Genomic DNA, 22,292 nt, shown 5'->3' on the forward strand with positions numbered 1-22,292 from the left:
TATAATACTTTTACGATGATTAAGACTGCGGTAATCCTTGCGGGAGGAGAAGGAAAAAGACTGAGACCCTATACGGAAGAACTCCCGAAAGCCCTTATAAAGGTTGCAGGAAGGGAGCTCCTTTACAGGATAATGAAACAGCTCCAGGAAGAGGGAGTTGAAAAGTTCGTAATAGTTATAAACGAAAGGTTTAAGGAGAAAATAGAGAAATTTTTAAGGGAAAATAACTTTAAGGCGGAAGTTGTTCCTAACCCAAATCCCGAAAAAGAGAACGGATACTCCCTTTACCTTGCAAAGGATAGAGTAAAGGGAAGGTTTGCGGTAGTTATGTCGGACCACGTTTACGAGAAGGAGTTTATAAAGGAAGCGATTAAAGGAGAAGGTCTAATTGTTGACCGTATGGGTTTATACATAGATAGGAATGAGGCAACGAAGGTTAAGTGTGAAGAAGGGAAAATAAAGGAAATAGGAAAGGAAATAAAAGATTACGACGGATTTGATACGGGATTTTTCGTGTTAAACGATGAGATTTTTAAAAAGGCGGAGGAACTCCTTAAAGAGACGGATAAGCTCACCATGAGTCAGCTTGCAAAGTATGCAGAACTTCCTTGCACCGAAGTGTCCGGATATTTCTGGATGGATATAGACACACCCGAGGATATAGAGAAGGCGAGAAAACTTATCGTGAAAACCGCAATAAAAGGGGCGGGGGACGGATTCATCTCAAGGAATTTAAACAGAAAGATATCAACGAGAATATCCCCTTACCTCGTTGAGAGGTTTACACCCAACCAGGTAACTATTTACACCTTTTTACTGGGACTCTTTTCCGCATTCGTTGCTTACTTTTCTCCCGCTCTCGGTGGAATTCTTCTCCAGATAAGCTCCGTTCTTGACGGACTTGACGGAGAGATAGCCCGTGCCCGTATGCAGACAACCAAGTTCGGGGCGTGGCTTGACTCACTGCTTGACAGATACGTGGATTTTGCCTTTTTAACCGCTCTAACTTTTCATATGAAGCCCTCGTGGGAGTTTATGCCGTGGGTTTTTCTCGCACTCTTCGGAACGCTGATGGTGAGCTACTCAACGGAAAGGTATAAAGGGGCTTACTGCGAAGACGCATACGTAGTTATAAAGGAGCTCAGGTACCTTCTCGGAAAGAGGGATGAGAGGATATTCCTCATAATGATATTCACGCTCTTTGGTTGGTTAAAAGCACTTTTGGTTCTCTTGGCGCTCATAACCAATATACGTGTTCTTCTCACGATATACCTCGTATGGAAGAAAAAGGGAAACGTTTAATCCTTTTCAAACTTATATCCCGCTCCCCTCACCGTTTTTATATAACCCTTGTATTTTCCAAGCTTATCCCTTATATGCTTTATGTGAACGTCAACAGCTCTTTCGCTCGTTTCCCTATCAAATCCCCACAAACTTTCTATAATCCTTTCCCTTGAGAGAACGATGCCATAGTTTTCCATAAGGAGGGAGAGAATCTTGAACTCAACGGGTGTAAAGTAAACTTCCTTTTCGTCAATAAAAACCTTCCCCTCATCTTTCAATAGTTTTATACCTTCAACCTCAAGGATTTTTCCGCTTTCGGATTTTTTGTAGCGCTTTAGAACAGCGTTTATTCGGGCTATGAGCTCCTTTAAAGAAAAAGGCTTAGTTATGTAGTCGTCCGCACCCAGCTCAAAACCCCTTAATTTATCCTCCTCTTCACCTCTTGCGGTTATGAATATGACGGGAATGTCCTTAAGGTCAGCCCTTCTCTTCAGAAAGTCCGCTATTCTGAAACCGTCAAAGTCGGGAAGCATTATATCAATCAAAATGAGGTCAACCTCGTTGTTCTGAATAAAGTTAAAGAAGGGAGTAGCCCGTTCAAAGTGAAAGACCTTAAAACCTTCCTTCTCAAGGTTTAGGCGAACGAGAAAGGCCAAATCCCTGTCGTCTTCAATTAAGGCTATTCTCCTCATTTTCCTCAAGTATTACCACATCCGCTTTCTTTATGAGGTCTCTTTTTAGGTCCTCAGGTCTGTTCACGACCGCAACCACCTTCTTCCTTCTCAACAGCTTCCTCAAAGCTCTCTCCTTCTGCTTTTGATTCTTAACGAAGAGAACGTTTAGCTTCATCTTTCACCTCCTTGGTTAATCTTTTAAAGTCTTAACGTTAAGCTTCCGTTAAGTTTAGTTAATAAATTTATTGTAATAAAACTTTATAGTCAATAACTAAAATCCTGGGGGATAACTTTATATTCTAATGAGGAAGGCTCTGGAAAGCTTAAGGGAAGGCATAGCGCTTCTTGACGAAGAGGGAAGGGTAAAGTATATGAACGCATTCCTAAGGAAAAGACTCGGAAGCTTTAAGGAGGGAATACATTACTATGAAGCCTTCAAGAGCATAGACCTGATAGGTGCCATACAGGAAACCCTATCAAGGAAGGAAGGCTTAGAAAAGGAGTTTACATACAGGGAGAGGAATTACAGCCTTAAAACCTTCGTTGAAGATAAAGGCATTAGCATTCTTGTCAGGGAAAAGGAAGAGAGCTTAATGGACAGCCTGAAGAAGGAGTTTCTCGCAAACCTGAGCCATGAGCTTAAAACCCCCCTTTCCGTTGTATCCCTATCTCTTGAAACACTCCTCGGAATGGAGGAGGAAGAACAGAAAAGAGAGATACTGAGGAAAGCCCTTGAGAGATTGAAAGAGCTCCAAAACCTTATGGAGATAGTTTACCTAATCACGTTCCTTGAGAAAACTTCTCTAAACATGATAGAAGATGTAAACCTAAGGGAGGTTATTGAGGATATACTCTCGGACTACGAGAGTGAAATAAAGGAAAAGGAAATAAGTGTAAAAACCGAGATAAGGGAAGAACATATAAAGGGAAACAGGGATTACATAAGGCTTCTTCTCAGAAACCTCATAGATAACGCTATAAAATACAACAAAGAAGGGGGAGAGGTTATCATCGGGAGCGAAAAGGTCGGGGATAATGTACTCATAAAAGTTTCGGACACCGGGGAAGGTATAGAAAAGAGAAAGCTTCCCATAATTTTTGAGCCCTTCGTCAAGGGAGAAGAGAGCAATGGGCTCGGTCTCGGACTTACAATCGTTAAAAGGATTGCAAACTTACACGGAGGGGATATAAGAATTGAGAGTGAGAAGGGAAAGGGAACGAGCGTAGAGGTTTACATTCCGTTAACAAATTCCAAAAAGTAGCCTATCTTATTATTCCTATCATGGCGGAAAAGGTCTATATATACGATACGACGCTGAGAGACGGCTCCCAGATGGAAGGCGTTAACTTCTCATTGGAGGATAAGCTGAGAATAGCGGAGAAGCTTGACGATTTCGGCATTCATTACATAGAAGGGGGATGGCCTTACGCGAATCCCAAGGATAACCTCTTCTTTCAGAAGGCAAAGAAGATAAAGTTTAAAAACGCAAAGCTTACAGCCTTCGGCTCAACAAGGAGACCCAACAAGAAGGTTAACGAGGACCCGCAGGTTGAGGCCCTCATAAAGGCGGAAACGCCCGTTATAACGATATTCGGAAAGAGCTGGGACCTCCACGTGACAGAAGCCCTGAAAACTACCTTAGAGGAAAACCTGAATATGATTTACGAGACCGTTGAATACCTGAAAAAATATACGGACGAGGTTATATTTGATGCGGAACATTTCTTTGACGGATACAAGGCAAACCCCGAGTATGCCCTTCAGGTTCTTGAGGCTGCGGTAAGGGGAGGTGCGGACTGGATAGTTCTATGCGATACGAACGGGGGAACGCTCCCCCACGAAATTTACGAGATAACGAAGAAGGTGAGGGAAAGGTTCAAAGATGCAAACATAGGCATTCACGCTCACAACGACTCGGAAACCGCGGTTGCCAACTCCCTGATGGCGGTCCTTGCGGGAGCCCGCCAGGTTCACGGAACCATAAACGGCATAGGTGAAAGGACGGGAAACGCAAATCTATGTTCAATAATCCCCAACCTTCAGTTAAAGCTGAAGTTTGACGTAATACCACAGGAGAACCTCAAAAAGTTAACGGAGCTTGCTAACTTCGTTGCGGAGCTTTCAAATATGCCCCTTCCCAGGAATATGCCCTACGTCGGTGAGAGTGCCTTTGCCCACAAGGGAGGTGTTCACGCCTCCGCGGTTCTCAAGAATACGAATACTTATGAGCATATAAATCCCGAACTTGTAGGAAATAAGAGGAAGATAACCGTATCCGACCTTGCAGGAAGGAGCAACCTCGTTTATAAACTGAAGGAATTCGGTATAGAAGTTGACCCCAAATCTCCCGAGGTTAAGAAGCTCGTTGACAAGATTAAGGAGCTTGAGAAGGAAGGCTACCACTTTGAGGCTGCGGAAGCCTCCTTAGAACTTCTCATAAAAAGGCATTTCGGACTCGTTAAGGACTACTTTGATTTTGACGCATACAGGGTTTTAATAGCAAAGAGGAAGGGAGATGAAATTCCAACTTCCGAGGCTACCGTAAGGCTCTCCGTTGAGGGCGTTGAGGAGCATACCGCCTCCCTCGGAAACGGTCCCATAAGTGCCCTTGATAGAGCCCTCAGAAAAGCCCTTGAGGAGTTCTATCCGAACCTTAAAGAGCTTCAGCTCATAGACTATAAAGTGAGGATAATAAACGAGAGTGCGGGAACGTCAGCAAAAGTAAGGGTTCTCATAGAAAGCACGGACGGAAGAAGGAAATGGGGGACTGTAGGGGTTTCCGAAAACGTAATTGAAGCTTCCTGGATAGCCCTCAGGGACAGCATAATTTACAAGCTCATGAAGGACGAGGAAGAGGGATGAAAACACTTATAACCTTACTCCTTTTCCTTCTCGTGGCTCAACCTTCTTTCTCAGGAAATATCGGTTTTTCACAGGAAGATAGGGAGAGATTAATAAGAATTGAAACAACTTTAAGAATCTTTATGGAACAAACGGACAAAAGGTTTTTAGAGCTAAGAGAGAACATAAACAATAGACTTGAACAAGTTGATAAACGCATATCGGAGCTGAGGGAGGACATGAATAAACGATTTGAGCTTATGGATAAACGATTAGAGTCCATGGACAAACGATTTGACCAGTTATACACGTTCCTGTGGATAATAACCGGGATATTTACGACATTAACGGTAAGCGTTATAGCCTTCGCATGGTGGGATAGAAGAACGATAATAAGAAAAGCTAGAGAAGAAACGGTTGATTATATGGAAAGGGAGGGAACGCTTAAAAAAGTTGTAGAAGTTTTAAGGGAAAAGGCAAAGAAAGATAAGGAGCTTGCTCAAATCCTTAAACAACACGGCCTTCTTTAGGCATATATTATTCTTCTTATGGGATTCAGGCTTGGTATAGTAGGTCTTCCGAATGTGGGAAAATCAACGCTCTTTAACGCATTGACAAAAACAATGAAGGCGCAGGCGGCGAATTATCCCTTCTGCACAATTGAGCCGAACGTGGGGAAAGTTGAGGTTCCCGACGAAAGACTTTACAAGCTTGCGGAAATTGAGGAATCGGAGAAGATAACACCTACCTTTATTGAGTTCGTGGATATAGCGGGGCTCGTTAAGGGGGCTTCAAAGGGAGAGGGCCTCGGAAACCAGTTTCTTGCCCATATCAGAGAGGTTGACGCCATAGCTATGGTTCTGAGAGCCTTTGAGGACGAAAACATAACCCACGTTGAGGGTTCCGTTGACCCCGTGAGGGACAAGGAAATCGTTGAGATTGAGCTCATAGCAAAGGACCTTGAAAGCGTAAACAAAAGACTTGAAAAGGTTCAAAAGATTGCGAAAAGCGGGGACAAAAAGGCAAAGCAGGAGCTTGAGATACTTGAAAAACTAAAGGAAATCCTTGAAAACCTTGAACCCGTGAGGAAATACACGGGGGAACTACCTGAAGAGGTTCTCAACTACGCAAAGAATACCCTATTTTTACTAACGGTGAAACCTGTCATGTATATAGCGAACATATCGGAAAAGGACCTTCCTGAGGGAGAGGAAAATCCCCACGTTGAACGTATAAAGGAGATGGCAGAAGGGGAAAATGCTCCCGTAGTAGTCATTAATGCGGAGCTTGAGTCCCAGCTTGCGGGACTTCCCGAGGAAGAACAGAGGGAGCTTCTTGAAGCCTATGGCCTGAAGGAGCCCGGCTTAAATAAGGTAATAAGGACCGGATACAATCTCCTTGACCTTATAACCTTCTTCACGGCGGGAAAGAAAGAAACCCGTGCCTGGACAATAAAGAAAGGAACGAAAGCGCCTCAAGCAGCGGGAAAGATTCACTCGGACATGGAAAGGGGATTCATAGCGGCAGAAGTAATAAGCTACGAGGATTTAATAAAGGCCGGCTCCTGGAACAAGGCAAAGGAGAAAGGTCTCATAAGGCTTGAGGGAAAGGATTACGAGATTCGTGACGGGGACGTCGTTTACTTCAGGTTCAACGTCTAAAAGAGCATTATCTCCCCTCCCTTTCCAAGTTTTTTACTCTCTTTTATAGCTTCAGTTATAAACTCCTTTGAAATTTTTACAGCTTCTATAAGATTTTTTCCCTTCACGAGGTTTGAAAGAATGGCTGAGGAGTAAACACAACCCGTTCCCCGGGGACTCTTTCCCTTAATTTTCTTTGAAGCAAATCTGTAAAAATCCTTCCCATCGTAAAGAATATCAACCGCTTCCTCTCCCTCAAGATGACCGCCCTTTATAAGAACGTTTTTTGCTCCTAAAAGATTTATCCTCTTTGCACACCTGTAAACCTCTTCAAGTTTCTCTATCTTCTCTTCGCATAGCCTTTCCGCCTCGGGAATGTTGGGTGTTACAAGGTAAATGATTTTAAGTATCTTCTCTTTGAGAACTCTTACACCCTCCTCGGTAAGAAGAGGCGTCCCGCTCGTTGAACCCAAAACAGGGTCAAGAACTATCGGTATATCCATATTTTTTAAAAACCTGTAGGTTTCAAGGGCTATCTCCTCGTTCGCAAGCATACCTATTTTTATTCCCTTTATCTCAAAATCCTCAAATACCGCCCTCAGCTCTTCCCTGAAGGTTTTTATCGGAACGGGGAAGACCTCGTAAACCTTAAAGGTGTTTTGAACCGCGAGAGCGGTTATAACCGAAACTCCGTAAAGACCAAAGTAACGGAATGTTCTCAGGTCCGCAACTACTCCTGCGCCTCCGCTGTTGTCATATCCCGCAATAGTTAGAGCAATATCCATAGGGAATAAGTTAAAATTACCAAATTATGAGGAAAACATTACTCCTTTTTGGCTCACTATTAGCTTTTTCCTTCGGGTTTGATAGGGAGTTTGGCATAAAACTTGGATATCTCGTCGGTTCTTACGACAGCGTTTACGGGGGAGATAAGGATATAAACTCAATAGAAACGTTCTCGGTCTACGGGGCTCTTTCCTCGGAAGCTCCTTATGGGTTTACAGCCGGCCTCTCCCTTGAGCTTGTAACATCAAACGACTTTGACGACGATACCGCCTGGAGCTACACGGGCATTGAACTGAACCCCTTTGCCCAGATTCAGTACTCGGAAAAGCTTAACTTTTACGCGGGCTTTGGTCCCTCCATTAACAGGTTTAAGGAAAAGGTAGGGAGCTCAAGCAGCGAGTCAACAACGATAGGCATACAGTTTATGGTAGGTGGAAAATACAGAATAGGGGAAACAACGGGCTTAATCCTTGAATACAAGTTAAAGAACTTCATAACCGGGGATTACGACAACACCCTCCTTCACCACGTAAATGTGGGCCTCTTCTTCTCCTTCTAAGATTTCCTTATTTCTTTATATAAGAATTTTTTTATCCTTGAAAATAACAAAGTAGTAAAATAAATCCTTGTGGCTATTAAAGAGTGGGAGGTAAGAAAATGGAAGCCTCAAGAAGGGATTTCATAAGCATAGGTATAGGGGCTTTGGGTGCAGTAGGAGGTTTGGGAGCTCTTTATGCTCTCGTTCGTGTAATGCTTGAACCCTCCGAAATAGCTGCTCTCGGTGCAAAAACGGAGGTTGACGTATCAAAGATTCAACCCCTTCAGGTGAGGGTAACCTCCTGGAAAGGTAAAACGCTCTTTGTGATAAGACTTCCTAAGGATTTCTCCCCCGAAGGATATCCCCTGAAGGATGGAGCCCTCAACAGCAAAGGAAAGAGGAATTATGAAATCCTTAAAGGACACGATGTTTTCGCACTCGTGGGAGTCTGCACGCACCTCGGATGTATTCCCCTCTGGAAGCCCCAGGGCGAGGAAGCTTCCAAAGGAAAGCCCACATTCCACTGTCCGTGTCACGGAGGATTTTACACCCCTTACGGGGACGTTATAACGGGACCCCCACCGAGACCCCTATTCATACCTCCCCAGAAGCTTGAAGGGAATAAGCTAACCGTCGGTGTTGAGGGATTTGTAAAAGAACTCATCTAAAGGAGGTGGGAAATGGGCTTGATAGAGAAGGTAATTGACTGGATTGATGAAAGGGCCCACGTAAGGGAGATTTACAGAACCCAGATGGTTGAATACAAAGTTCCCAAGAACCTCACCTTCCCTTACGTTTTCGGCATACTCGCACTCGTCACCTTTGCCATACAGATAATTTCGGGAATGGTTCTGCTCCTTTACTACAAACCCTCCATAGCGGACGCCTTTGACAGTGCGACCTACACCATAATGGGGGAAATACCCTTCGGATGGCTCTTCAGACACATACACGCAACGGGAGCTAACTTCTTCATGGCAATCGTTTACCTCCACATGTTCACGGGAATTTATTACAACGCCTACAAAAAGCCCCGTGAGCTTGTCTGGATAGTTGGATGGCTCATTTACTTCGTTCTAATACTTACCGCACTTTCGGGATACCTCCTTCCCTGGGGACAGCTCTCTTACTGGGGATTCATAGTTACGACCGAGATACCCGGCTCCCTCGGAGATGCTCCCATACTAAAGGGACTTTTCAAGGCCATAGCTGAAACGATAGTTCTATGGATGAAGGGAGGATACGTTGTCACGGACGTGACGCTCGGAAGAGTTTTCGGTTCACACGTTCTCATATATCCCTTAATACTCCTTGCACTTGTCGGAACACACCTCTACCTTGTAAGGGCTGCTGGAATTTCTAACCCCGAGGGAATTGAGTATGACAAGAAGAAGAATCCAGACAAGTTCGTTCCCTTCCACCCCTACATGACGCTCAAGGAAGGTGCTTACGTAATGTGGTATCTCGCAATCTTCTTCTTCTTCGTATTCTTCCACATAAGCCACTTCCTCCCCGCGGACAACTTTGAACCCGCAAATCCCCTCAGGACTCCTCCCCACATAGCACCCGAGTGGTATCTCCTCGGATACTACGAAGTTTTCAGGTCCATACCCTCAAAGTTCTGGGGATTCGTAGCCTTCAACCTGCTTCTCATATTCCTGCTTATACTTCCCTTCCTTGACTGGTCTCCCCTGAAGAGTGCAAGGAGAAGACCCCTCTTCTTCATAGCCTTCCTGATATTCATGTTCTCATCCATGGCATTAACAATACTCGGAACAATGCCCCCTACACCCACGAACGCTAAGCTAGGTCTGTTCTTTGCTGTGCTCGTATTCGGATTCTTCCTGTCCCTGCCCGTAATCTCGTTCATAGAATACGGTTGGTATAAAGCCAAGGGAGGTGAGCAGTAATGAACACCTGGGGAATTATAAAGAACGTCATCATAGGCGGTTCCGTCCTCGTCTTCTTCTTTATCCTCTGGTTTTACAACCCCTTCAAGCACGTTGAACACTACGAGGTTGATAAGGAAGTTCAGAAGATAGTTGATAACCCCTGGAAGAAAACGATTCACGGGAAAACGATAGCGGAAGAGGGAAGGGAGCTCTTCGTAACAAACTGCTCTTCCTGCCACTCCCTCAGATACGACGGCATATACCTTATGAGCGTTCAGATGAATCCCAAATGGAAGAACGTTGAGAAGTCCGCGGGAAGACCCATATACAGGCACGGAAAGCTTTACAAGGACAGGTTCTTCGTTCCCAAGGACGTTTACGAGTCCTTCGCATACGATGACCTTCAAAATCTAAAGGCTTCTCTCGGACAGATTCCCCCCGACCTCTCAACGATTTACCTCGCAAGGGGAGAGGGATACCTTTACCAGTTCATCCTGAATCCCCAGAAGGTTCTTCCGGGAACCACGATGCCCCAGCTCTTTAACCCCCAATACGACAAGCAGGCAAAGGAAAAGGTTGCTAAGATAGTTGCATATCTCAAGTCCGTAAACACACCTCCCCCCAAGGAACAAGCAAAGAGAACAATCATGGGAATACTCGTCATAGCCTACTTCATAGTTATGGGAGCCCTTCTCTGGAAATACAGGGAAAACCTCCTCAAGAGACTCGGATACCATTAATCCCTTCCCTCTCCTTCTTAACTTTCCTTTATGAAGGGAAAGGTTTTTGAAGAACTTGCGGTGGAGTATTTATCCGAGAGGGGATATAAAATCCTTGAGAGAAACCTAAGAAGCCCTTACGGGGAGATAGACATTCTTGCCCAAAAGGACGGAAGAAAGGTGATAATTGAGGTCAAAGGCGGGAATACATACTTTCCTGCAGAAAAGCTCACAAAGGAAAAGGTAAAAAGACTTTTAAAAACCTTCCTCTTTCATTACAATGAAGATTTTTCCTTAGAATTTATAGTTGTCTATAAGGGGAAAATTTACCATTATAAAAATTTGGAGTGGTGTTATGAAGAAGAGTTTTGAGCTCGGTGAGATTTGTATCAGCATACCAACCGTTTCTTACGACCTCTCAATAAAAGAGCTAAAGCAGGTATTTTCGGAACTCAAGATTTACGAATACCTCACCGTTCTGAAGGAAGGAAAACCGATAGGAATAGTCTTCAAAAGGGACGTGGAAAATATAACCCAGAAGAACCTATCCGCAGGGGAGTTAAGCAAGGTCGTTATAAAGATTAGGGACTTCAGCCTTGAGAGGGAAGGATTGATAGGCATAGTTGAGCTTCTTCCCATAATAAAGGAGCCCATGATAGTCGTTGATAAAAAGGGAAACTACATAGGCGTTCTCACCTATGACGTTCTTCTTCATTACATAACCAAGTATAAGGAATACGTGATTCCGTTAATACAGCACGTAAGGGAGTCCTTCGGGAAGGAACAATACCTTTACGTTTTCGGTATTAAGAACCTGAAGGGTTTCAGAGAGAAGTTCGGGAGCGAGAAATGCACGGGATTGATAAAAATCCTCAAGGAAGATATACAGGAAACATTCAGGGGTGAGATAGAAGAGATTGCGGAAACGAGCGAGGTCTGGGTTCTCACGGACGAGCCTCCCGAGAAGGAGAAGATAAAAGCCCTTTACGAGGAGTTCTTTAAGGAGTATTCGGTTCTCTTCGGGGATTACCCAGAGGCTTCCCTTTACGGACTTTCCATAAGCCTGAAATACGTTGAGGACCAGGATACCTTTTTCAAAAAGCTAAAGGAGGCAAGGGAAAGGGTTAAAAAGATATCGGGCTATATCTTTATGATTCAAGGCGTTCAGCCAAAGCTCATACTCTACGACCCGAGGAAGAAAAAGCTCCTGAAGGATATAAAGGAAAAGATTCTTGAAGATTTCAGGAAGATAGTTGACGAGCTTATCTCCTCACCGAAGGACGTGTGGGAGTTCGTTCTCTACGATATGTTCAAGAGATACCCATATTTTGAGCTCTTTTACCTTATAAGCTCAAGCGGTCTCCAGGTTTCTAACAACGTCGTGAACCCGAGGGTTAATTACTTCGTAGCCCAAGGGAAGAAGGGGGCGGACAGGAGCGAAAGGGCATACTTTAAAGAAGCCATTGAAAAAGGAGAGTATATATCGGATATATACCTCTCTAAGGCGACGGATGACTTCTGTATTACGGTATCAAAGAAGTTTGAATACGACGGGAAGGTTTACGTCCTTGCGGGAGACATAAACTTTAAGGAAATTCACAAGCTAATAAAGGAGAGTGCCAATCTTGAGAAGGTAGGTGTGAGATGAGGGAAGCGGAAGTCTTTAGGGAAACAAAGGAGACGAAAATAAAAATTTACATAAACCTTGACGGAAGAGGAAATTACAACGTAAGAACGCCCGTAGGATTCTTAACCCATATGCTTGAGTCCTTTGCGAGACACGGGAAGTTTGACCTTGAGGTTGAAGCGGAGGGAGACGTTCACGTGTCCCACCACCACACCGTTGAGGACTGCGGTATAGTTCTCGGCCAAGCATTCCTGAAGGCTCTCGGGGACAAGAAGGGCATAAGGAGATACGGATACTCAATAATCCCCATGGACGAGGCGCTCGTTCTCTCTTCCATAGACATATCGGGAAGACCTCTCTTCTTTTACGAGGACAAGGGACTGAGGGGAAAGATAACGGAGTTTGATTTCGAGCTCATATGGGAGTTCTTTAAAGGCTTTGCCCTTGAGAGCAGGAGCACCCTCCACATAAAGGTTATTGACGGGAAGATTCTGCACCACATAGCGGAAGCATGCTTTAAGTCCTTTGCGATAACACTTAAGGAAGCTGTAAAGCTTGAAGGGGAAGGCGTTCCATCAACAAAGGGCGTTATTTGAGCTCGTAGGGGTTCAGTATCTTCATTCCGAGCTTCTTAAACCTTCTGTTGAAGGTGATTACCTCCTTCACGCCCGCCTTTTTCGCCTTTACGGTTTTTAAACAATCAAGAAAGCTCCCCTTTCCCTCCTCATAGAGCTTCAGGGCTTCTCTTATAAAGGGCTTTATCTCAACGTTGTAAGTCTCGTCCTCAAGTATGGTTTTAACTACGTTTGCTATATCCTCTCTCTCCCACCTGTAGCCGTATTCAAGGAAGTAAACGAGCTCTATTATTACCTCTTCAGGTATGAAGAGCTTTTCCCCTTTCTCAGAGAGCTCCTCAAGGAAGGCCTCAATTCTTTGAACCTTTTCCTCCTCTCCCGAAAGGAAATCAAGGAGTATAACGGTGTCAATGAGCTTCATTAAATTAATGTTAAAATATTTCTCTCATGATTTCGGTCGTAATTCCCGCATACAACGAGGAGGAAAACATACCCATACTTTACGAGAAGCTGAAAAAGGTTCTCGATAATCTCGGAGAGGATTACGAGATAATATTCGTTGACGACGGCTCAACGGACAGAACACCCCAGATACTTGAGGATATAGCAAAAAAGGATAAAAAGGTGAAGGTTATAAGGTTCAGGAGAAACTTCGGGCAGACAGCGGCCATATATGCGGGTTTTGAACACGCAGAGGGGGACATCATCATAACGATGGATGCGGACCTCCAGAACGACCCCGAAGACATACCGAGGCTCCTTGAGAAGATAAGGGAGGGATACGACATAGTAAGCGGATGGAGGAAAGACAGAAAGGACCCCTTCCTCTCAAGGAAGCTGCCCTCCATGATAGCCAACTGGATTATCTCAAAGGTGACGGGGGTGGAGCTTCACGATTACGGGTGCACCCTTAAGGCTTACAGGAAAGAGATAGCGAAGAGATACAGGCTATACGGGGATATGCACAGATTTCTTCCTGCACTTGCAAAGCGTTTCGGGGCAAAGATAACCGAGATTCCCGTAAAACACCACCCGAGACTTTACGGAAAATCCAAATACGGAATAGACAGGACCATAAGGGTTATCCTTGATATATTCCTCGTTAAGTTCCTGAACGAGTATATAACACGGCCCCTTTACGTCTTCGGAGGTGTTGGATTTATACTCTTCTTCCTCGGATTTATCTTCGGGCTCTACCTCACGGTTCTGAAGATATTCTTCGGGCAGGATATAGGGGGAAGACCCCTCCTTATCCTGAGCGTTCTCCTCATACTTTCTGGCATACAATTAATCTCCACGGGAATAATTGCGGAGCTTATTGTGAGAACTTATTACGAGAGCAGGGGAGAGAAGCCTTACATAATAGAGAAGAAGATAAACTTCGGTGAGGTAAAGGAAGATGGCGGTAATTCTTGATGGAAAATCCCTTTCCAAGAAGATTAGAGAAGAGATAAAAAACGAGGTTGAGAGCTTCAGAAAGAAGGGGTTCAGAAATCCATCCCTCGCTGTCATACTCGTGGGGAACGACCCGGCAAGCGAGATATACGTAAACAATAAAAGGAAGGCGTGCGAGAAGGTGGGAATAAGGTCCCTCTTTTACCACCTCCCCGAAGATACTTCCGAAGAGAAGCTCCTTGGACTCATATACGAGCTGAACCAGGACGAAGAAGTAGACGGAATTCTCGTCCAGCTCCCATTACCTAAGCACATAGACCAGACCAAGGTAATCCTCTCCATCTCTCCCGAGAAGGACGTTGACGGATTTCACCCCGAAAATATGGGGAAGCTCGCAGCCCAGATAGAGGACGGCTTTATTCCTTGCACACCCCTCGGCATAGATATACTCCTAAGGCATTACGGGATAGAGGTAAAGGGAAAGGACGTTACCGTTGTGGGGGCGGGCTTCATAGTAGGGAGACCTTTAAGTCTCCTTCTTCTTTGGAGAAATGCAACCGTTAGCGTTTGCCACATTCACACGAAGGATATAACGAAGTTTACGAAAGAGGCTGACATTCTCATATCCGCGACGGGAGTTCCCCATCTCATAAAGGCTGATATGGTGAAGGAGGGTGCGGTTGTGGTTGACGTGGGCATAAGCAGGCTGAACGGAAAGATTGTGGGGGACGTTGACTTTGAAAATGTAAAAGAAAAGGCTTCAGCTATAACCCCCGTTCCTGGGGGAGTTGGACCTATGACCGTAACGGCCCTCCTATTAAATACTTTAAAAGCCTACAAAAAGAAGTTCTCTCACCTGATTTCTACAACGAACCCGTAAATACCCATTTTCTTTAGCTCTTCCCTCGCCTTAAACGCCTCTTCCGAGCTCCTAAATTTTCCGTAAACAACCTTGTATATCCCATTTACATTAATAATTTTTATGTCCTTCAGACCCTTGTTTTTAAGTGTATTTACAAGACTTTCCGCCCTTTTCTTCGTTGAGAAAGCACCAACCTGAACCGCAAAATAGCTTTCCCTTTTTAAAACCTCTTTTCTCTCTTCTTTTCTTTTTCTCTTTATTTTTTTGAGCTTTTCAACCAAAACCTTTTTATGCTCCTCCTTCAGAATCTTTGTTAGAAGTTTTTTAACTTCCTCTCTTTGCTCCTCATTAAGCTTTTCCTCTTCCAGGAGCTTCCTTACTATAGCTTTTGCTTTTCTGTAGTTTCCGAGCTTGTAATTCAATTCCGCAATCTTATACAAAATGTAGTTATCTCCGTATCCATTCCTGAGAAGGGATTTGTATATCTCAAGGGCTTCTTTGTACTTCCCTTGGTTCTCGTATGCCTCCGCCAGTTCAAACTGAGCGGGGAAGAAGTTGGGATTGTAAGCTACTGCCTTCTTGAGGTATTTAAGGTATAAATCTTTCCTGTTTAGTCTCTTGTAAATAAGTGCCAGGTGGTAATAAGCTTCGTGTCTTTTCTCAAAGTAGTCGTCTTCCGCAGCTTCCTTTAAAAACTTAATCGCTTTGTTGTAATTTTTTACCTTTGCGTAAAGTATTCCCAGGTTCATCTTAGCTTCCGTAAAACTCGGATCCAGCGTTAAAGCCTTCATAAAGCTTTCTTCAGCTTTTTTGTATTCCCCCACCGCCATATAAGTAAGCCCCAACTGGTTCCATATACGGGGTTCGTTCGGATTCAGCTTTAAAGCCCTATTAAACCTCGCTATAGCTTCCGAGTAGTTTGCCTCGTGGTAAGCGGCAAGCCCGAGGTCGTAATGAACCTTCCAGAAGTTCCTATCCTGGGGCTTTGAACAGGCTACAAGAAGGAGAAAGAGAAAAAGGTAAAGCTTTTTCATAACTTCTTATTTTCTAACATATAGGGCTTCTTTGAAGTGAGACAATACCTTCCTTTTAGCCTCTTTTAAGTTCCCCGCATTTACGTATACATAAACTCTGTAGTAGTCTCCGCGTTTTACAACTTCAGCTTTAAATCCCTTTTTCTCCGCAATTTTCTTCATTCTGTAAGCGTTTTTCTTATATTTGAATGAACCAACTTGAAACTTGTAGGTTTTCAAGTTAACCTTCTTCTGAGTTTCAACCTTCTTAGCAAGAGTTTTAACCTTTTCCCTATTTTCTTCTTTTGCTTTCTCAGATTTTTCTTGAGCTTTTTGAGCTTGTGGGGTTTCCTTAGCCATTTCTTCAACCTTTTTAGGTTGCTCCTGATTTTTGATTTCCGTTTTCTCCTCTTTATTTTCTTCCCTTACTGGCTTAATGGGTGCTACCGGTTTTATAACAACGGGTGGAGGCGGATTTTTGGCACTTTGTTGCTTGAGCCATGTGTCTATACCGAAATAAAATAGAATAAGACCTATGAGTACAGCTCCGAGAAATATAAGCCTTTGTTTCCGTTGGGGAATTAACTTACTTTTGTTTTCCTTCTCTTCCATAACTACCTCCCTTGTAAATGATTTTAGCAGTTTTGATTTAAGTTCATAGTTTTTTCTTTCTCAAAACTGGTATAATCTCTCTCCCAATCTCGGAGGTAGGCTAATGGAGTATGGAGTGCTTCTCTTGATTCTCATACAGCTGATTTCCGCATTCCTCGTATATACGCAGAAAAGTGAGACGACTGCTGTGAGGCTCAGCATCTCCCTCACGCTTACGAACTTCTTTATATCCGCACTGCTCCTTATAACGGGCTCCTTTGGAAGCTTTAAGCTTTTGGGGATTCTTGAGTTTCTTCCCGACAGGCTTGGCCTTCTTCTCGCCACATATATACTCCTTGTTAGCTCAGTTGTTCACAAGTATGCGGAAAACTACATGAAGGATGACGATGGATACAGACGCTTTTACATTCTCCTTGACCTTATGACAGCAAACCTCATACTTCTCGTTACCGCGGGAAACTTACTTCTCCTTTTCCTCTCATGGCACGTAATGGGTGTTCTCCTCACCTTCATGCTCAATCACAACTACACAAATCCTCAGGCGGTCAAGTTTGCTAACCTCTCCTTCATCACCCACAGGCTTGCGGACATTCCCCTTCTTATAGCTGTTGTTCTTCTCTTTAAGGAATACGGAACGCTGAGCATTCCCAAGCTTGAGAAGGTTATACTCTCAAATCAGGATTACAGCTTTACCCTATGGGTCGTTCCCCTTCTCGTTGTCATCTCCGCAATGATTAAGTCTGCCCAGATTCCCTTTCACCTCTGGCTCGTTTACAGCATGGAAGGACCGACGCCCGTATCCGCACTCATGCACGCGGGTATAGTAAACGCGGGAGCCTTCCTCGTAAACAGGCTCGCCTTCACCTTCACCCACGAGAACGTTGCTCTTCACCTTGCCTTCTTCGTGGGCTCTCTTACAGCCATACTCGGTTCCGCCCTTATGCTACTTCAGAACGATGTGAAGAAGGCTCTCGGATACTCAACGGTCGGGCAGATGGGATATATGGTTATGGAGTTCGGTATCGGAGCCTTTGCGCTTGCGGTATACCACATGATGGCTCACGGAATATTCAAGGCAACCCTATTCCTTTACTCGGGGAACGTAATACACAACGCGAGAAAGGACCCAAACATTCCAGAGGACGAGGTTTACTCCTTCATAACAAAGGGAAGAGAGGTCGCAAAGAGAGTTCCACTAATAGCCTATATATTCTTCACAGCGGTAATCCCCCTTCTCATAGTCGTTCTCGTTCACCTGATTGTTGAGAAGCACTTTTTGAAGTATGAGACCCAGTTAATCATTCTCATATTCGCCTGGGCTACCGCTGCACAGGCAGTTGTAAGCACCTTCAGGGCCTGGAGGGAAAGACCCCTCTTCAGTTTCCTCCTTTCGGTTCTCTCCCTTCTTATATTCCTCCTCATATACGTCGTTATGGGACACAGCCTTAACAACTTCCTCTATCCTAATCAGACACTCATAGAGAGGATTTACGAAAAGTCCTTCTCAAACCCCGTTCTCCTGTTCGGGGAGATGGTTCTCATAGCTCTCATAATTATCGCGGGATGGATATTCATATACTTCGCAAACAAGGAAAAGTTCTTAACCCTTAATCTCTTTTTATACACTCAGCTCTCAAGGGAGCTTTACTTCATAGACTTCTACGAGTTTATTAAGGAGCTCTTTATAAAGCTCTCCCGCATGCTCAGGAACAATTACGCGGTTATCCTTCTCTCTCTCCTTCTCCTCCTTTATATCGCTTCAGAGATGAGCACTAAAGAGACGCTCCTTACCCTCCTTTCCGGCTTCCTGATTCCCCTCCTTCCCGTCGGTTATATAACCGTTCAGTTCCTTAAAGATAAAGACTACTTCTGGTATGCCCTCCTTCCACTTCTGGGCATTCTCGTGATTGATACCTACACCGTTCCATCGGAGGTTAAGGTTGCGGGACTCATAACCTTCCTCTTTTTCAGTCTGAGGCTTCTCTCCTCAAGGAACTTGACCGACCTGACCGCGGAGCTTTACGGAGCCCTCCTTTCCCTTGTCTGGATACTTGAGGGGGATTACATATACGTTCCAGCCCTTATGGCCTCCCCCCTTCTCTTTGTATTCCTGAGGGATTACCTGAAGAGGTATTACGGAACGACGGAGTTCGGCTTCACGACGGGACTCATGAAGGAAAGTCCGAGGCTCGCACTCCTCACGATACTTCTCATTACTTACTCCTACGGAATGCCTCCCCTTCTCACCTTCCGAGCCCTATACGAGGGAGCATATATCTATACAGAAATGTCCGTTTTCCTTCTCTTATCGTGGATTCTCCTCAGCGTTGCCCTGCTCTGGAATCTTGGTAAGAATCTTTTCTTTAGACCATCAGACTTCCTATACGTTGACGTTAACGAGAAGGTTTTCCGCTTAGGTGTTCTCCTCTGGAGTTTTGTTTTTATCCTCGGACTTATCCTTTCTTACGGAGGTTGAGCAATGGAACTCGGAAGAAAGCTATACATAAGGTCTCTCGTGAACGTTTCCGCGGAACCCATATCCTTCTTCTGGCCTATGAGGAACTTCGTTCACCACAATCCTCTTCATGAGCTTGAGCACCTTCCCTTTGAGGAAGCGGTAAAGCTCGGAGAAAAGATATTCAAGGGAAGACCATTCCTGAGCAGGAAGGATTACGTAAGGTTAATGGAGAAGGGCTACATAGATAGGGAAATTCTAAAAAGGAAAATAGAGGAATACCTCAGCTCAAAGGACGTTCCCGTAAACGCGGAGGAAATCTTTAAGCTGATGAGCTCCCCAAACCTAAGACCCCATAAGAACGCTTACCTGACGAGAGAGGCGAACTCCCAAATAGTCTGGAAGATAAAGGAGAGGTTTGAGGAAAATCCCGAAGAGGTTTTAAAGAAACTCCTTGAGAGCGTGGGGGAGACTAATACGCTCCTTGACGTAGTTGACGCAGTTTTCGGGGAGAAATTAAACGAAGAGGTTAACGAACTCCTCATAAAGGCTGTTCTTGACTTCCTTGACGAAGGGCAGTCCGTTGTTGAGATGCCAAACAGAAGGCAGGGATTTTTCAAGGCCTGGAGGGAGCTTTCCCGTAAAAACCTGAGATACTTCGTGAAGGGAGGAAGGGAGCTCTTTGAGCTCGTTGAGAAGTTTGAAGAGCCCGAAGAGGTTATAGACGACACGCTTAAGTATCTGGGCATTCCCGAGGAAAGATGGGAAGGATTCTTAACCCTTGAGATAGCAAAGCTTAAGGGATTTGCGGGATACATAAGATGGAGGTATCACAATAAGCATTATTACTTCCAGAGAGTTTATCCCACCGACATAGTTGAGTTCGTAGCGGTAAGGCTCACCCTTGAGAGGGGACTTCTTGCCCACAGGTCAAAGAAATACTCCTCAAGGCTCACCTACGAAGGTCTAAAGGAGTTCTTTGAGAGAGAACCCTTCAAGGCTTACCTCATGTATGAGTATCACTCAAGGAGGGCTTTCGGGGAGTATGTCTCATATCTTCCCGAGTATTTTGAGCATCCTGAGAAAATACTGAAGGCATATCTTAACTACAAGTCCCTTTCTCAGGCTCAGAACTTTGCCCTATTCCTTGAGGAGTGGCTCGGAGAGAAGGTAAAGAAGCTTTCCGACGAGGAACTTCACAAGCTCGTTGATTTTTACGAGGAGTTTAAGGAGAATGAGGGATTTATCTGGCTGAAAGCCCTTGAGGAAACCGCAATAAGGAAGCTCATAAGAGGTGTCAAGAGGGCGAGGAGGGAAGAAGAAAAGCCCAAAGCTCAGGCACTATTCTGTATAGACGTTCGTTCCGAGAGATACAGGAGAAACCTTGAGAAGGTTGGAAACTACGAGACTTACGGCATAGCGGGATTTTTCGGCGTTCCCATGGCATTCGTAGAGCTCCACAAGGGACATGAGGAGTTCCTCTGCCCCGTTCTCATAAGACCCAAGAACGTAGTCCTTGAAGTTCCCAAAAAAGTGGAAGAGGTCTCGGAAAGCTTTTTACACGCGGTTGAGGAGATTCTCCACGACCTCAAGCAGAACGTCCTCACCCCCTACATAACCGTTGAGGCGATAGGCTTTCTTTTCGGATTTGACTTCATAGGAAAAACCTTCATGCCCTACTCCTACTCAAAGCTAAGAGAAAGGTTCCTTGAGACCCACGAGGAGGTTGATTACATAATAAACAAGCTCCCCAGAAAAGAGATAGAACGCATCGTTAAGGAGGTTTACAAGATAACGATAAAGAAGGTTTTAAAGCACGAGTTCGGCGTAAGGGAAAGCCTCATCTGGGACGGACTCCTTGAGGAGGTATATAAGCTCTGTATGGAAGAGGGGGAAGAGAAGAAGGAGCTTGAGAAACTGGGATTTGACGATGAAAGGATAAAGGAGCTTCTTGAGAAGCTAAAGAAGGTTTACAGAGTTGACAGGGGATACAGGAATATACTCTACGAAAGGCTGAGCATGCTCGGCTTTTCCGTGGAAGAGCAGGCAGCCCTTATATCAAAAGCCCTCCAGGTTATAGGCCTGAAGGAGTTCGCCCCTTTCATTTTCATTATCGGGCACGGGAGCAAGTCGGATAACAACCCCTACGAGTCCGCTCTTGACTGCGGAGCCTGCGGTGGTGCCTCCGGGCTTTACAACGCAATAGTTTTCTGTAGAATGGCAAACAATCCCGAGGTAAGGAAGCTGATGAGGGAACGTTTCAACGTTGATATACCCGAAAACACCTACTTCATTCCCGCACTCCACAATACGACCACAGACGAGGTTGTTCTCTACGAGACCGATAAACTCCCCGAAGAGGTAAGGCAAAGGCTCAAGGAGATAGAGGGGGACCTCCACAGGGCTACCGTTCTTACAGCCCTTGAGAGATATGACGAGCTCTTTGAGGAAAACAGGGAAGAGGAGGTAAGGAAGGCTTACAAGGTTGCAGAGAACGCTTACGACTGGTCTCAGGTAAGACCCGAGTGGGGACTCTCGGGAAATTATGCCTTTGTGATAGGGGGAAGGTATCTAACAAAGCATTTAAACCTTGAGGGAAAGGTTTTCTTGCACTCCTACGACTACAGGATAGACAGGAAGGGCTTTCTCCTTGAGACCATACTCTCGGGACCCATGATAGTCGGGCAGTGGATAAACATGGAACACTACTTCTCAACGACCGATAACGAGGTTTACGGAAGCGGTAGCAAGGTTTACCACAACGTCGCGGGAAGGTTCGGCGTCGTGAGCGGAAACTTCAGCGACCTGAGGACTGGCCTCCCCTCCCAGACGGTTCTGAAGGGCGAGGAACCACACCACATACCCATAAGGCTTATAGTCCTTCTTGAGGCTCCCTTTGAGTTTGCTACAAGCGTTATAAACAGAGTTTACGCGGTAAGGGAGCTTATTAAGAACGGGTGGGTAAACTTCATTATATACGACCCCGAGAAGGGTAAATTTTTCAGGTATGAAAAGGAATGGAAGGAGGTAAAAGATGAAGAAGCTTAATCTTTACGATATGAAAAAGCTTGAGGTGATAGTAAGGGGTGAGGACCTTGACTTTGTTATAGACCTCCTTGAGAAAGCGGGAGTTAAGGGCTATACGATAATTCATAACCTTTCGGGAAAGGGAAGCCACGGCTTTCACGAGGGACATCTTCTCTTTAACGAGGAGGACGTTCTCGTTATGGTTATATCGGTGATGCCCGAGGAACAGGTTGAGGCGGTTCTTGAGGGACTTACTCCCTTCTTCAACAAGCACTCGGGTGTTGTCTTTGTTTCCGATGTGAAGGTGAGCAGGCTTGAGAAGTTCAAGAAGTAAGGTGGTAAAATCTTTTT

The 22,292-nt window shown here is 44.9% G+C and carries 23 protein-coding genes; 17 read left to right on the plus strand and 6 right to left on the minus strand.

Going from position 1 to position 22,292, the window contains the following annotated elements:
- The first annotated feature begins 15 nt into the window (after positions 1 to 15).
- The gene (locus tag ACYQZ0_RS05220) at positions 16 to 1,302 is read left to right on the plus strand and encodes a bifunctional L-myo-inositol-1-phosphate cytidylyltransferase/CDP-L-myo-inositol myo-inositolphosphotransferase (RefSeq protein ID WP_459775544.1); all 1,287 of its coding nucleotides are present in this window, start codon (positions 16 to 18) and stop codon (positions 1,300 to 1,302) included.
- Here the strand turns inward: ACYQZ0_RS05220 and ACYQZ0_RS05225 are convergent.
- Both ACYQZ0_RS05225 and ACYQZ0_RS05230 read right to left on the minus strand, forming a co-directional pair.
- The gene (locus ACYQZ0_RS05225; protein ID WP_459775545.1) at positions 1,299 to 1,976 is read right to left on the minus strand and encodes a response regulator; all 678 of its coding nucleotides are present in this window, start codon (positions 1,974 to 1,976) and stop codon (positions 1,299 to 1,301) included. The two genes, ACYQZ0_RS05220 and ACYQZ0_RS05225, sit on opposite strands and share 4 nt — an antisense overlap.
- A complete protein-coding gene (locus ACYQZ0_RS05230) occupies positions 1,954 to 2,133 on the minus strand; it encodes a hypothetical protein (RefSeq protein ID WP_459775546.1) in 180 nt (59 codons plus the stop codon). Before ACYQZ0_RS05230 ends, ACYQZ0_RS05225 begins: the two co-directional genes overlap by 23 nt.
- A gap of 127 nt (positions 2,134 to 2,260) precedes the next feature.
- On the opposite strand from ACYQZ0_RS05230, the gene ACYQZ0_RS05235 reads away from it, so the two are divergent.
- From ACYQZ0_RS05235 to ychF, 4 genes are read left to right on the plus strand one after another with little or no spacing between them, the layout of a single operon-like run.
- A complete protein-coding gene (locus ACYQZ0_RS05235) occupies positions 2,261 to 3,220 on the plus strand; it encodes a sensor histidine kinase (protein ID WP_459775547.1) in 960 nt (319 codons plus the stop codon).
- 20 nt (positions 3,221 to 3,240) lie between these two features.
- A complete protein-coding gene (gene cimA / locus ACYQZ0_RS05240; protein WP_459775548.1) occupies positions 3,241 to 4,821 on the plus strand; it encodes a citramalate synthase in 1,581 nt (526 codons plus the stop codon).
- On the plus strand, positions 4,818 to 5,330 hold the full coding sequence (locus ACYQZ0_RS05245; protein ID WP_459775549.1) for a coiled-coil domain-containing protein: 513 nt from the start codon (positions 4,818 to 4,820) through the stop codon (positions 5,328 to 5,330). The genes cimA and ACYQZ0_RS05245 overlap by 4 nt, the downstream gene beginning before the upstream one ends.
- An 18-nt stretch (positions 5,331 to 5,348) precedes the next feature.
- Positions 5,349 to 6,461, plus strand: a complete 1,113-nt coding sequence (gene ychF, locus ACYQZ0_RS05250) for a redox-regulated ATPase YchF (RefSeq protein WP_459775550.1) — start codon at positions 5,349 to 5,351, stop codon at positions 6,459 to 6,461.
- Here the strand turns inward: ychF and thiD are convergent.
- Positions 6,458 to 7,225: a bifunctional hydroxymethylpyrimidine kinase/phosphomethylpyrimidine kinase gene (thiD, locus tag ACYQZ0_RS05255; RefSeq protein ID WP_459775551.1), complete on the minus strand. Its 768-nt coding sequence runs from the start codon at positions 7,223 to 7,225 to the stop codon at positions 6,458 to 6,460. The genes ychF and thiD overlap by 4 nt on opposite strands.
- Positions 7,226 to 7,251: 26 nt before the next feature.
- Here thiD and ACYQZ0_RS05260 point away from each other — a divergent pair, with 26 nt between their 5' ends.
- The 7 genes from ACYQZ0_RS05260 (at position 7,252) to hisB (ending at position 12,598) form a co-directional block, all read left to right on the plus strand.
- Positions 7,252 to 7,785, plus strand: coding sequence for an outer membrane beta-barrel protein (locus ACYQZ0_RS05260; RefSeq protein WP_459775552.1), 534 nt, complete (start codon positions 7,252 to 7,254; stop codon positions 7,783 to 7,785).
- A gap of 98 nt (positions 7,786 to 7,883) precedes the next feature.
- Positions 7,884 to 8,432, plus strand: a complete 549-nt coding sequence (gene petA / locus ACYQZ0_RS05265; protein ID WP_459775553.1) for a ubiquinol-cytochrome c reductase iron-sulfur subunit — start codon at positions 7,884 to 7,886, stop codon at positions 8,430 to 8,432.
- A 12-nt stretch (positions 8,433 to 8,444) separates the two neighbouring features.
- On the plus strand, positions 8,445 to 9,674 hold the full coding sequence (locus ACYQZ0_RS05270; RefSeq protein ID WP_459775554.1) for a cytochrome b: 1,230 nt from the start codon (positions 8,445 to 8,447) through the stop codon (positions 9,672 to 9,674).
- Positions 9,674 to 10,396: a cytochrome c1 gene (locus ACYQZ0_RS05275; protein ID WP_459775555.1), complete on the plus strand. Its 723-nt coding sequence runs from the start codon at positions 9,674 to 9,676 to the stop codon at positions 10,394 to 10,396. The genes ACYQZ0_RS05270 and ACYQZ0_RS05275 overlap by 1 nt, the downstream gene beginning before the upstream one ends.
- 30 nt (positions 10,397 to 10,426) lie before the next feature.
- Positions 10,427 to 10,747, plus strand: coding sequence for a YraN family protein (locus ACYQZ0_RS05280; protein ID WP_459775556.1), 321 nt, complete (start codon positions 10,427 to 10,429; stop codon positions 10,745 to 10,747).
- Positions 10,731 to 12,023 (plus strand): PDC sensor domain-containing protein, encoded by a 1,293-nt coding sequence (locus tag ACYQZ0_RS05285; protein WP_459775557.1) that lies wholly within the window; start codon positions 10,731 to 10,733, stop codon positions 12,021 to 12,023. Before ACYQZ0_RS05280 ends, ACYQZ0_RS05285 begins: the two co-directional genes overlap by 17 nt.
- Positions 12,020 to 12,598: an imidazoleglycerol-phosphate dehydratase HisB gene (gene hisB, locus ACYQZ0_RS05290; protein WP_459775558.1), complete on the plus strand. Its 579-nt coding sequence runs from the start codon at positions 12,020 to 12,022 to the stop codon at positions 12,596 to 12,598. The genes ACYQZ0_RS05285 and hisB overlap by 4 nt, the downstream gene beginning before the upstream one ends.
- Here the strand turns inward: hisB and ACYQZ0_RS05295 are convergent.
- Entirely contained in the window at positions 12,591 to 12,998 is a 408-nt protein-coding gene (locus ACYQZ0_RS05295; RefSeq protein ID WP_459775559.1) for a type II toxin-antitoxin system VapC family toxin, read from the minus strand. The genes hisB and ACYQZ0_RS05295 overlap by 8 nt on opposite strands.
- A 26-nt stretch (positions 12,999 to 13,024) precedes the next feature.
- Between ACYQZ0_RS05295 and ACYQZ0_RS05300 the strand changes: the two genes are divergently transcribed.
- Together ACYQZ0_RS05300 and folD are read left to right on the plus strand one after the other, a co-directional pair.
- Positions 13,025 to 13,993, plus strand: a complete 969-nt coding sequence (locus tag ACYQZ0_RS05300; protein ID WP_459775560.1) for a glycosyltransferase family 2 protein — start codon at positions 13,025 to 13,027, stop codon at positions 13,991 to 13,993.
- Entirely contained in the window at positions 13,977 to 14,852 is an 876-nt protein-coding gene (gene folD / locus ACYQZ0_RS05305; protein WP_459775561.1) for a bifunctional methylenetetrahydrofolate dehydrogenase/methenyltetrahydrofolate cyclohydrolase FolD, read from the plus strand. Before ACYQZ0_RS05300 ends, folD begins: the two co-directional genes overlap by 17 nt.
- Here the strand turns inward: folD and ACYQZ0_RS05310 are convergent.
- Positions 14,825 to 15,868, minus strand: a complete 1,044-nt coding sequence (locus ACYQZ0_RS05310) for an SPOR domain-containing protein (protein ID WP_459775562.1) — start codon at positions 15,866 to 15,868, stop codon at positions 14,825 to 14,827. The two genes, folD and ACYQZ0_RS05310, sit on opposite strands and share 28 nt — an antisense overlap.
- Positions 15,869 to 15,874: 6 nt before the next feature.
- Positions 15,875 to 16,459, minus strand: coding sequence for an SPOR domain-containing protein (locus ACYQZ0_RS05315; RefSeq protein WP_459775563.1), 585 nt, complete (start codon positions 16,457 to 16,459; stop codon positions 15,875 to 15,877).
- Between the two features lie 103 nt (positions 16,460 to 16,562).
- On the opposite strand from ACYQZ0_RS05315, the gene ACYQZ0_RS05320 reads away from it, so the two are divergent.
- From ACYQZ0_RS05320 to ACYQZ0_RS05330, 3 genes are read left to right on the plus strand one after another with little or no spacing between them, the layout of a single operon-like run.
- The gene (locus tag ACYQZ0_RS05320) at positions 16,563 to 18,935 is read left to right on the plus strand and encodes a proton-conducting transporter transmembrane domain-containing protein (RefSeq protein ID WP_459775564.1); all 2,373 of its coding nucleotides are present in this window, start codon (positions 16,563 to 16,565) and stop codon (positions 18,933 to 18,935) included.
- A 3-nt stretch (positions 18,936 to 18,938) separates the two neighbouring features.
- Positions 18,939 to 21,962, plus strand: coding sequence for a DUF2309 domain-containing protein (locus ACYQZ0_RS05325; protein ID WP_459775565.1), 3,024 nt, complete (start codon positions 18,939 to 18,941; stop codon positions 21,960 to 21,962).
- Positions 21,949 to 22,275 (plus strand): DUF190 domain-containing protein, encoded by a 327-nt coding sequence (locus ACYQZ0_RS05330; protein WP_459775566.1) that lies wholly within the window; start codon positions 21,949 to 21,951, stop codon positions 22,273 to 22,275. The genes ACYQZ0_RS05325 and ACYQZ0_RS05330 overlap by 14 nt, the downstream gene beginning before the upstream one ends.
- Positions 22,276 to 22,292: the final 17 nt, after the last annotated feature.

It is taken from the genome of Aquifex pyrophilus (assembly GCF_054656935.1).

Bases quoted from the DNA above. Each gene is read 5' to 3' on its own strand.
- ACYQZ0_RS05220 (WP_459775544.1), top strand. From the start codon at position 16: ATGATTAAGACTGCGGTAATCCTTGCGGGAGGAGAAGGAAAAAGACTG.
- ACYQZ0_RS05225 (WP_459775545.1), bottom strand. From the start codon at position 1,976: ATGAGGAGAATAGCCTTAATTGAAGACGACAGGGATTTGGCCTTTCTC.
- ACYQZ0_RS05230 (WP_459775546.1), bottom strand. From the start codon at position 2,133: ATGAAGCTAAACGTTCTCTTCGTTAAGAATCAAAAGCAGAAGGAGAGA.
- ACYQZ0_RS05235 (WP_459775547.1), top strand. From the start codon at position 2,261: ATGAGGAAGGCTCTGGAAAGCTTAAGGGAAGGCATAGCGCTTCTTGAC.
- cimA (WP_459775548.1), top strand. From the start codon at position 3,241: ATGGCGGAAAAGGTCTATATATACGATACGACGCTGAGAGACGGCTCC.
- ACYQZ0_RS05245 (WP_459775549.1), top strand. From the start codon at position 4,818: ATGAAAACACTTATAACCTTACTCCTTTTCCTTCTCGTGGCTCAACCT.
- ychF (WP_459775550.1), top strand. From the start codon at position 5,349: ATGGGATTCAGGCTTGGTATAGTAGGTCTTCCGAATGTGGGAAAATCA.
- thiD (WP_459775551.1), bottom strand. From the start codon at position 7,225: ATGGATATTGCTCTAACTATTGCGGGATATGACAACAGCGGAGGCGCA.
- ACYQZ0_RS05260 (WP_459775552.1), top strand. From the start codon at position 7,252: ATGAGGAAAACATTACTCCTTTTTGGCTCACTATTAGCTTTTTCCTTC.
- petA (WP_459775553.1), top strand. From the start codon at position 7,884: ATGGAAGCCTCAAGAAGGGATTTCATAAGCATAGGTATAGGGGCTTTG.
- ACYQZ0_RS05270 (WP_459775554.1), top strand. From the start codon at position 8,445: ATGGGCTTGATAGAGAAGGTAATTGACTGGATTGATGAAAGGGCCCAC.
- ACYQZ0_RS05275 (WP_459775555.1), top strand. From the start codon at position 9,674: ATGAACACCTGGGGAATTATAAAGAACGTCATCATAGGCGGTTCCGTC.
- ACYQZ0_RS05280 (WP_459775556.1), top strand. From the start codon at position 10,427: ATGAAGGGAAAGGTTTTTGAAGAACTTGCGGTGGAGTATTTATCCGAG.
- ACYQZ0_RS05285 (WP_459775557.1), top strand. From the start codon at position 10,731: ATGAAGAAGAGTTTTGAGCTCGGTGAGATTTGTATCAGCATACCAACC.
- hisB (WP_459775558.1), top strand. From the start codon at position 12,020: ATGAGGGAAGCGGAAGTCTTTAGGGAAACAAAGGAGACGAAAATAAAA.
- ACYQZ0_RS05295 (WP_459775559.1), bottom strand. From the start codon at position 12,998: ATGAAGCTCATTGACACCGTTATACTCCTTGATTTCCTTTCGGGAGAG.
- ACYQZ0_RS05300 (WP_459775560.1), top strand. From the start codon at position 13,025: ATGATTTCGGTCGTAATTCCCGCATACAACGAGGAGGAAAACATACCC.
- folD (WP_459775561.1), top strand. From the start codon at position 13,977: ATGGCGGTAATTCTTGATGGAAAATCCCTTTCCAAGAAGATTAGAGAA.
- ACYQZ0_RS05310 (WP_459775562.1), bottom strand. From the start codon at position 15,868: ATGAAAAAGCTTTACCTTTTTCTCTTTCTCCTTCTTGTAGCCTGTTCA.
- ACYQZ0_RS05315 (WP_459775563.1), bottom strand. From the start codon at position 16,459: ATGGAAGAGAAGGAAAACAAAAGTAAGTTAATTCCCCAACGGAAACAA.
- ACYQZ0_RS05320 (WP_459775564.1), top strand. From the start codon at position 16,563: ATGGAGTATGGAGTGCTTCTCTTGATTCTCATACAGCTGATTTCCGCA.
- ACYQZ0_RS05325 (WP_459775565.1), top strand. From the start codon at position 18,939: ATGGAACTCGGAAGAAAGCTATACATAAGGTCTCTCGTGAACGTTTCC.
- ACYQZ0_RS05330 (WP_459775566.1), top strand. From the start codon at position 21,949: ATGAAGAAGCTTAATCTTTACGATATGAAAAAGCTTGAGGTGATAGTA.